At 64.5% G+C, this 9,841-nt stretch carries 5 protein-coding genes; 3 read left to right on the forward strand and 2 right to left on the reverse strand.

What is annotated here, in order from left to right:
- The coding region (locus VFW45_13980; protein HEU5181893.1) for a hypothetical protein at nt 1-182 on the reverse strand (182 nt) is incomplete at its 3' end.
- Between the two features lie 653 nt (nt 183-835).
- On the opposite strand from VFW45_13980, the gene VFW45_13985 reads away from it, so the two are divergent.
- Both VFW45_13985 and VFW45_13990 read left to right on the forward strand, forming a co-directional pair.
- The gene (locus VFW45_13985) at nt 836-5,248 is read left to right on the forward strand and encodes a CheR family methyltransferase (protein HEU5181894.1); all 4,413 of its coding nucleotides are present in this window, start codon (nt 836-838) and stop codon (nt 5,246-5,248) included.
- 63 nt (nt 5,249-5,311) lie between these two features.
- Entirely contained in the window at nt 5,312-5,572 is a 261-nt protein-coding gene (locus VFW45_13990) for a hypothetical protein (GenBank protein ID HEU5181895.1), read from the forward strand.
- Nucleotides 5,573-5,700: 128 nt separating this feature from the next.
- Here the strand turns inward: VFW45_13990 and VFW45_13995 are convergent, their stop codons facing one another.
- Nucleotides 5,701-7,626: a tetratricopeptide repeat protein gene (locus VFW45_13995; GenBank protein ID HEU5181896.1), complete on the reverse strand. Its 1,926-nt coding sequence runs from the start codon at nt 7,624-7,626 to the stop codon at nt 5,701-5,703.
- A 421-nt stretch (nt 7,627-8,047) separates the two neighbouring features.
- Between VFW45_13995 and VFW45_14000 the strand changes: the two genes are divergently transcribed.
- Nucleotides 8,048-9,841, forward strand: a 1,794-nt coding sequence (locus VFW45_14000) for a hypothetical protein (protein HEU5181897.1), incomplete at its 3' end; no start/stop codon positions are given.

Consider the following 9,841-nt stretch of genomic DNA (forward strand, 5'->3'; position numbering starts at 1 on the left):
GGACAGCACTGGCCCGGAGGCGTCTGAAGGTGCTCATTGTCGAGGCAATCCGGAGCCGCGCACTGCACGATCTTGCAGTTGAACGACTCCGTGCTGGGAGTTGTGGACTTGGGAGCCGCGAAGTGGGACGCCGCGGCGGCAGCCACGAGAATCGAAAGAACCATCCATCCTACTTTGTCCATGTGCGGGCCTCCTTCGAGCGTGCGGCTAAACGCCGACGCTCAGAAATGGGCTCCTTTCGGAGCCGTCGGTTGGGCCTCCGGGCACGCTCTTCCTGCAGCCACGTGCCTCGTTGGTTGGCTGCGAACCAGACAAGCTTGCTGGATGCGCATCTTCTTTAACACGCTCTTCGTGCGTCATCAAGAAAATGTTCTCGATCCCAGGAGTGCCGATTTGCTCTTCAGTTTCCCGCACGGTGGACGGTGACGCTCGAACTGCCGATCCACCGGGATTTTCCCAGAGCTTTCCGGCTCGACGCCGAAACTCCGGCACAAGGAAGGCGGCCGGCCGGCAACGGGGACCGATCAAGTATTTCGGGTGGAGGACCCCATGGTGTAAGCTATAGCGAATCCAAGAAGACGCTCCGTATTTGACGGTAGCCGCCGAAGCAGGATCGAAGAGACTCTTTCTCCGCGTGGGAGTACGCCGGCGACCAGGATATGGAAACTCCCCGAAACCCCTCAAAAGCTTCATCCGGAAGCAAACGCCTCGATGAAAAGAAGGATCTACCAGGCGAGGAACCAACCCGCCCGCCCGCCCGCCCGCCCGCCCGCCCGCGCACTCCGCTGAAGAGAGCGCGGTCCCCGAGACGCGGCCTGCCTTCCCCGTCGTAGGCATCGGCGCTTCGGCCGGCGGGCTGGAGGCGTTCACGCAGCTCCTCCGGAGCCTGCCGGTCGATACCGGCATGGCGTTCGTCCTCGTGCAGCACCTCGCTCCGACGCACCAGAGCGCCCTCGCGGGCATCCTCTCACGCGCCACTTCGATGCCGGTCACCGAGGTCGCGGACGAGCCGGAGGTTCAGCCGAACCGGGTCTACGTGATCCCTCCGGACCGGGACATGGTCATCGCTCACGGGCACCTCCAGCTGCAGCCGCGCTCGGCTCCACGCCACCATCCGATCGATCAGTTCTTCCGCTCCCTGGCGAAGAGTCAGGGGCACCTGGCCGTCGGCGTCGTGCTTTCAGGCACGGCCACCGACGGGACGCTGGGGCTTGCGGACATCAAGGCCGAGGGCGGGATCACCTTCGCCCAGGACGAGACGGCCCAGTACGATGGCATGCCGCAGAGCGCCATCGCCTCCGGAGCGGTCGATTTCGTATTGTCGCCCGAGGGAATCGCCGAGGAGATCGGCCGCATCGCCACCCACCCTTTCCTGGCTCCGGTCGCAGCCGCGAGGCACATCGAGGACCGGACGCGGGCCGACGCGCCCGGCAAGCAGGACCTGGCCCCCGTCCTGCATCTTGTCCGCTCCCGGACCGGGATCGATTTCACGCAGTACAAGGCGAGTACCCTCCTGCGGCGCGTCACGCGCCGGATGGTGCTCCTCAAGAAAGCGGGAGTTCGTGAGTACACGGAGTTCCTGCGGGGCCACCCCGCGGAAGCCGAGGCCCTTTATCAGGACATGCTGATCAATGTCACCAGCTTCTTCAGGGACCCTGAAATGTTCGAGGCCTTGAAGACCAGCGTCATCCCGGCACTCCTGAAAGATCGCTCCCGTCAGGACGGGATTCGCATCTGGATCCTGGGATGTTCCACCGGCGAGGAAGCCTATTCGCTCGCCATGGTCCTCTCCGAGGTGATGGAGTCTCTCAACGGCGTCGCCTCCGTACAGATCTTCGCCACCGATCTGAACAGCGTGGCGGTCGAACGGGCGAGAGGCGGGGCTTACCCGAAGGAGCGCCTGGAGAACGTTTCGCGCGAACGCCTTCGCCGGTTCTTCGTCGAAGCGGAAGGAAGCTTCCGGATCAGCAAGCCCATCCGCGACATGTGCATCTTCTCGCGGCACAACGTGCTGTCCGATCCCCCCTTCTCGCGCATGGATCTCGTCAGCTGCCGAAATCTTCTCATCTACCTGGAGCCGCCGCTCCAGCAACGGGTGATCCCCATTCTTCATTACGCCCTCAAGCCGACGGGATATCTCGTCCTCGGGGCGTCCGAGACACTCGGCCAGTTCCGCCCTCTGTTCGGGATCGAGGACCAGAAGCACAAGATCTTCTTCAAGAAGCCCGGCGCCGCGCGAATGCCGCCGGTGTTGCCCAGGCGGCCGCCGGCCGGTGAGGGACAGGAACCGTCCCCGCGGGCAACTGCGACTGGCACCGCGGCCGTATTCAGCGACGCCGACCTCTACCGGGAGGCCGACCGCCTGCTGATCGGATTCGCTCCTGCCGCGGTGCTGGTGGACGTGAATTTCGAGATACTCCAGTTCCGGGGAGACACCGAATCCTACCTGGTGCCGGCCGAGGGCAAGTCGAGCTTTGCGCTCCTCAAGATGGCCCGCCCGGGCCTGCTCGTTCCCCTCCGCTCGGCGCTCCAGCGGGCGGCGAAGCAGAACAAGCCGGTGCGCGAGGAAGGTGTGAGAGTCCGGTCGAAAAACGGTTACCGAGACGTGAGGCTCGCGGTCATCCCGGTCAAAGGCGCCTCCGGGGGAGACGGGGGGTTCCTCGTCATGTTCGAGGAGCTTCCGGTCAAGGGCCGCCGCGACGGGACCGCGAAGCGCGAGGCGAGGGGCGCCTCGAAATCCGAGCGGCAGTCCGCCCAAGAGGTCAGCCGACTCGAGCATGAGCTGACGAGCACCCGGGAATACCTCCAATCGCTGAGCGAGCAGCACGACAGCGCGATCGAAGAGCTGCAGTCCACGAACGAGGAGTCCCAATCGGTCAATGAAGAGCTCCAGAGCATCAACGAAGAGCTCGAAACCTCGAAAGAGGAGATCCAGTCCGCCAACGAGGAATTGACCATCGTCAACGAGGAGCTGAACAACCGCAACCTGGAGCTGGGCCGGCTGAACAACGACCTGACGAACCTGATCAACAGCGTCCAGGTGGCGATCATCATCGTAGGACGCGATCTGTGCATACGGCGGTTCAGCCCTCTGTCGGAGAAGCTCCTGAACATCATCTCCTCAGACGTGGGCCGGCCGATCACCGACATACGGATGAAGGTCGACCTTCCGGAGCTCGAGTCGCTCCTCACAGAGGTCATCGACAAGGTCTCTTTCGTGGAGCGCGAGGTCAAGGCGCGGGACGGCCGCTGGTATTCCCTGCGCATCCGTCCCTACATGACGCTCGAAGCCAAAATCGAAGGCGCCGTGCTGATGATGACGGATATCGACGTGATCCGGCGCGCCCGCGAGTACGCCGAGAGCGTCGTGGCGACGGTTCGGGACCCGCTCCTGGTATTGGACTCCGATCTCCGCGTCCGGACCGCCAGCCGCTCTTTCTACCACTGCTTCCACGTCACCCGTGAAGAGACGGTGGGCCGCCTGATCTTCGAGCTGGGGGATGGCCAATGGAATATTCAGGAGCTGCGCCGCCTCCTGGGCAACATCCTTCCGGGAGTCTCGACGATCGAGGACTTCCATGTCGAAAAAGAGTTCGAGCACATCGGTCACAGGATCATGCGGCTCAACGCCCGGAAGCTCGTGGTCCCGGGCGAGGAGCAGGAATGCATCCTGCTCGTCATCGAGGACGTGAGCTTCCTCACGCGCCTCGAGGCCGCCGCCCGGGAGAACCTCCAGAGGTTCAAGGTCCTCTTCGAGCAGAGTCCTCTCCCGAAGTGGACGTTCGACTTGGAGACGCTCCGCTTCATCGACGTGAACGACGCGGCCGTCGCGCTGTACGGTTACGCCCGCGAGGAGTTTCTCGAAATGACGGTGCTCGACGTGTGCACGCCGGAATCCGGCGAGGCGCTCCGAGACGCGCTCCACACCACGCAGCGCCTGCCCAGCGACGAGACCGCCCAGCACCGCAAGAAGAGCGGCGAGATCGTCGACGTCGAGGTCCGGCTGAGCCAGATCGAGGTGAACGCCCAACGGATTTTTCTGGCCACCGTGATCGACGTCACCGAGCGCCATCGACTTGAAAGGGAGCTGCGGGTGCGCGCCGACGAGCTCGAAGCAGCCAACCGCGACAAGGCCGACTTCATCGCCGTGCTGTCCCACGAGCTGCGGACTCCCTTGAACGCCATTTCGGGCTGGGCCGAGGTCCTCAAGCGCCCGGGCCTGAGCGACGACGACCGCCAAAAAGGGATCGAGATCATCGCGCGCAACAGTCGCATGCAGGCCCAGCTCATCTCCGATGTGCTCGACGCCGAAAGAATCTCGACAGGGAAGCTGTCGCTGATGCTCAAAAGGGTCGACCTGAGAGACGAGGTTCGCGCCGCCGTCGACTCCGTGTCCCCTGCCGCCCAGGAGAAGCGAATTCGGGTCGAATCGGATGCCGGAGCTTCCCCGGTCTTCATTCTCGGCGACTCCGCCCGCCTGCAGCAGATCCTCGGGAACCTCCTGTCGAATGCCGTCAAGTTCACGCCCGACCGTGGAGAGATTCAGGTAGCCTTGCGCCAGGAGGACTCGCGCGCCGAAGTGAGCGTGAGCGATTCCGGCGTCGGAATCGCCTCGCAGGTACTGCCGCACATCTTCGAGCGCTTCCGGCGGGGAGAGGCGCCGGCGAGCCGGCTCAAGGGCGGCCTCGGGCTCGGACTGGCCGTCTCCAAACAGCTCGTCGAGCTGCACGGGGGAAGCATTTCCGTGCGCAGCTCCGGGAAAGGAAAGGGCGCCACCTTCACCGTTTCGCTTCCCCTCATCTCCGGGACCCGCGCCAGCCTCCAAGCGGTACGGGAGCAGCCGGACACCTCGCCGGCATCGCTGAGCGGTCTGATGGTGCTCGTCGTGGACGACGAAGTCGCAGCCCGCGAGTCGCTGCGGAGGATGTTGGAGGATCAGGGGGCCGATGTCGTCTCGGTGAAGTCGGCCGACGAGGCGCTCGAAGTCCTGCAGCGGCAGCGGCCCGATGTCCTCGTGAGCGACATCGGCATGCCGGGGCGGAACGGTTACGACCTGATGCGCACGATCCGGGCGCTCCCGCCCGAGCGGGGCGGCACCGTTCCCGCCATCGCGCTGACCGCATTCGGGTCGGTCCAGGACCGCGAGCGCGCGCTCGCCGAAGGCTACAAAGTGCATCTCGCCAAGCCGGTCGACTCGACCGAGCTTTTCTCCACGATCGTCGCGCTGGTCAAGGCCCCCAGGCTCTAGCAGGGCCAGGCGCTCCGACCTTCACCCACGCCGTTCCGGCCGGCTCCGTGGTCACCAACCGAAGTGAACGAGGACAACATCGTCATTCGCTGGCAGCCGGTCATCAGTCCCCCACCCGGCTTCCCGAACGAAAAGATCAACATCGTCGGGTATCAGGTCATCGTGGATCCGTTCCAGGTGACGCTCCCCGCCACGACGTTCCAGGGGACTCTGCCGAAGGAGTTCGCCGACTCCCTTCCGGCGGGATCGCATGGCTATGAAGTGCTGGCGATCGACGCCAGCGGGAATCAGACCATCACCGAGGGGACTTTCGACACGCCATAGTCCGGTTCCCCGTCGAGCCGCCCGGAGGCCGGGGCGTCACGAGGATCGCCTCCCGGCAACAGGCATGGGGCGTGATCGATGAATGGCCGGATGGCGCTCATTCTTCGAGCAGACGCCGGTTGCCTCGATCAGCGAGGGCCCTGCGCGCGAGCCCGCGCCAGGTTCTGGCGCGCCGCTTCGTTCCCCGGATCGGCCGCCAGGGCGCGCTCGAAGCTGTCGATCGCCGAGCGGAAATCGGAGCGCCGCGCGTACAGGATGCCCAGACTGTTCCAGGCTCCGGCGTGTCCGGAATCGATGCGCACGGCCTGTCGCAACAGCTGCTCCGCCTCGGGCAGCCGGTTCTCCTCGGTGAGCAGCGCGCCCAAGGCAGCCAGCGCGTCGGCATGCATCGGATCCGCATCGATGGCCGCCTTGAAGCGCTCCCGGGCGAGATCGGGCCGGCCTATTCCGTTCAAGGCCACGCCGAGATTGTAGTGGGCATCGGCAAACGACCGATCCTGGCGCAAGGCCTGCTCGAAGAGGGGCACGGCTTCGCTCCACCGCCCCTGGCGCGCGAGCAGCAGTCCCAGCCCGTTCAGCGCCGCAGGCTGTTCCCGATCGATCTCGAGCGCATGCCGGTACGCGGCGATCGCGTCCTGCTCGAGACCTGGCTCCTGTGCCAGACGCGCGCCAAGGTTCAGCGCCGTCGTCGAGCGCAGCTCATCCACCCTTCCCAGCGGCCAATTGGCGGCGACTCCCATCAGGACTGCGAGCGCGACAGGTAAAACCCAGCGCCCGGCACGGATGCACTGTGGAAGGCCCGCCAGGCCAGCCGCGGCGAATGCCGTCAGCAGCGGCACCGCGGGAAACCGGAAGCGATCGAAGACAAAGAACAAGATGATGCTGGCGGCATAGGCCGCGAGCAGGAGGCCGAGAACCCAAAGCCTTCGCCATTTCGGCCATGAGACGAAGACTCCGATGACAGCCAGCGGCCAGAGCAAGCCCTGATTCAACACCTGAAGCAGCCAGCCGAATGGGGGCATCGATTCGGCATAGCTGTAGATATCCTGCGTGTCGGCCAGCTCCAGCCGATGCACGAACAACAGGCTCTTCCAGGACAGGAGCCGCAGCCAATCAAACGGGGCGCCGCGGATGTCGTCCAGCGCGCGTCGCAGCCAGTAGTCCGATACCTCCGCCGCATCGAGGGAGCGTCCTGTCGCCGCTTCCGCCATGAGGGTCGCATCGTTGCGCTCGAGGGCGATGTGTCCGCGCCCCGGCCGGAGCGGATGATAGACGCCATCGGAGCCCCGGTGATTGCCGATGTAGAAGTTCGGCCCGAAGCTCGCCGCGGCGATCTGCAGCCTGCCGGAAATCGAAGCGTTGTGAGCCGCCACGGGGGCGAGAACCAGAAGCACTCCCACCATCACGAGCGAACAGGCGACGACCGATTGTCGGCGGTCTTTCCCGATCCACCAAGCCCAGGCCAGCACGCAGGGGATCGCCGCCGCCGCGTTCTCGCGCGTCAGCAGCAAGGAGCCGCCGACGACACCGACGCCGAACCAGGTCAGCTTGGCGAAATGCTCCGAACGGCAGGTCCGCGAGAGAAGCCAGATGAGCAGCGTGACGAGGAACGCCGCGAGCGAGGCGCGCACCAGGAGGCTGTCGAAGTAGATCGCGGGAGGATAGATTGCAAGCAGAAGCCCCGCTACGAGCCCGACCCGGCGATCTTCGAAGAACCGCGCGACGGCGTCGAACAGCAGGACACACGCGACAATGCCGAGCACCGCCTGAATCAACCGCACAACGCCCAGGCTGTGTCCGAACATTCCATAGATTAGCGCCAGGAAGTAGGGATACAACGGCGCCTGATAGAACACTTCGGCCTTCTGCGTCCCCTGCAGGATCTGCCGGGCCCACTGGTCGAAGTTCTGGGCATCCCCCATCAGATAGTGCCAGTAGGGTGTATGACGAAGCCCCAGCATCCAGATCAGCCTGGCAATCGCCGCTACAACCGCCACCCCCAGATACGCTGCCTTGCCTGGCACTCTGGCCGCCCGCACTGCATCCGAGCGCATGCCTGAAGTCTTTCGGCCTGCCTCGGCAGCGCGCTGATCTTGACGGGGCTTAAGACTCTTGCTCATGGCGCCCACCATCCTACATGGAACTCCAGGCTTTCCCGGCAGGGGCAGCGTGAAGACCCGAACGCAAAATCTCCCCCTCCCTCTGACGTGGGGGAACTCCAATGGCCCATCGTCCGACTAACTTACCGAGAGTTTCTCTCACCCATCAGTGCTTGCAGAGAAGGCTCGCTGGGATGTCGTCCGCATGGTGACTGTTCGATACCCGATGGCGCATGAATCAAAATTTTAAATATTCTCTCGTTGACTTGTTTGGAAATGCGACGTAGCTTACCGACAAGTTTCTCGAACTCGACCAACCAAACTGACTGGCAGCGCGGCGCGTCGAAGTGTCCTCTGAGGTTTGAGGAGGATGCGTATGAACCGCTACCGGAAGCTTCTCCCTCCAGCACTGTTGCTTCTGCTCTCGACCGCAGCACCAGGCTTGAGCTCCGCCACGCGAACTCTCAGCCTGGAGGAGCGCATCGCGGCCCAGGAGCGAATCGAGCGCGTCTACTACTCCCATCAAGTGGGAGCAAACCGTCCCTTCGAGCTGGCTGTCCCCCGTCCCCTGCTGGAAAGAAAAGTCCGTGATGCTCTCAAACGAAGCGTCGCCCTCGAGGTCTACTGGCGGTCGCCGATTACGGGCGAGATGCTCGATCGCGAGATGGCGAGAATGGAGTCCGGGTCGCGGATGCCCGAGAGGCTGAGGGAGCTGTACGCCGCGCTCGGAAACGACCGCACCCTGATCCGGGAGATGCTCGCCCGCCCGGCGCTTACGGATCGTCTCATCCGCAGCTTCTTCGCGTCCGACCATAGAATCCAGGCTTCCGCAGTCGAAGAAGCCGAGGAGCTTCGCGCCCGGCTCGTCTCGGGGACGGTCGATCCTGAAGCGGAAAGTCCGGAGCGCAGGCTTCTGGAAGAAAGCCACGAGAGAGCCGATGGATATCCCGGGCGTGGCGATCTCCCTTTGGCCGACCGTGCCGAATCGTCCTCCGAAGCCGCCTCGGGATGGCCGGTCGGAGTTCCGGGAAAACCGAGGGAAGTTGGTCCCCTTCTCGAGGATCGCGATGCTTGCTTCATGAGCGTCCTTCTCGACGCCACGCCCGGAAAGCGGCGCGCCGCCCAATATCGGGTTGCCAAGCGATCGTTCGAAGCCTGGTGGGAAGAGGTCCGGGACGGGCTGGACGAGAGCTCCGTCGCGGCGTCGTGGCCGTTTGACAGCACCAGCGCGGAGATAACGCCCGCGACCTCCTCCTCCGGATGCCTGTTCAACGACTCCTGGAACAACCAGTCCCTGGGCGATCCTCCCCTTCCTCGATCGAACCATGCCGCTGTCTGGACCGGGAGCCTGATGCTTGTCTGGGGCGGCAAAGGAGATCGCGATCCGTTCCTCTTCAACACGGGCGGCCGCTACGATCCCGCCACCGACACCTGGTCGTCCATGTCAACCAACGGCGCCCCTTCTCCGAGGCAGAGTCCCCTGGCAGTGTGGACCGGAAGCCGCATGGTGGTCTGGGGCGGAAAAGATCTGGCCTCCAATTACACGGCCACGGGTGGACAGTACGATCCGGTCGCCAACACCTGGAGCGCGACTTCGGCGGTTTCCGCTCCCGCGGCCCGAGCCGATTCCGTGGGCGCCTGGGCCGGCGCGAGAATGGTCGTCTGGAACTCACTCTTGAATGCAGGGGCCCGCTACAACCCCGCGCTCGATGTCTGGGAGTCGCTCGCAGCTTCTCCGCTGGATCATCGGGACGCCGTTTCGGTCGTCTCGACGGGAGACTCGATGATTGTCTGGGGGGGCAATATGCAGTTCGGGCCCGTGGGCGCCCGCTACAACGCCCTCAGCGACAGCTGGTCTCCGACCTCCGGGGTCGGCGCTCCACCTCCGAAGACAGGTCACACTGCGGTGTGGACGGGCTCGGAAATGATCATCTGGGGCGGCAGCCCGGGGGGCAATACCGGCGGGCGCTACAATCCAGCCACCGATTCCTGGGCCTCCATTTCGTCGGTCGACGCGCCGTCGCTGAACGGACACAGCGCCGTCTGGGTCGGAGGAAGAATGGTGGCCTGGCGCGAGAACAGCCCTCTCTTCTCGCCTCCTCTCTTCGGCGGGCGCTACGATCCATCGACGGATACCTGGACCTCGATTTCCACCCTCAACGCCCCTGCG

It is taken from the genome of Candidatus Polarisedimenticolia bacterium, from assembly GCA_035764505.1.
In the GTDB taxonomy this organism is placed as follows: domain Bacteria; phylum Acidobacteriota; class Polarisedimenticolia; order Gp22-AA2; family AA152; genus AA152.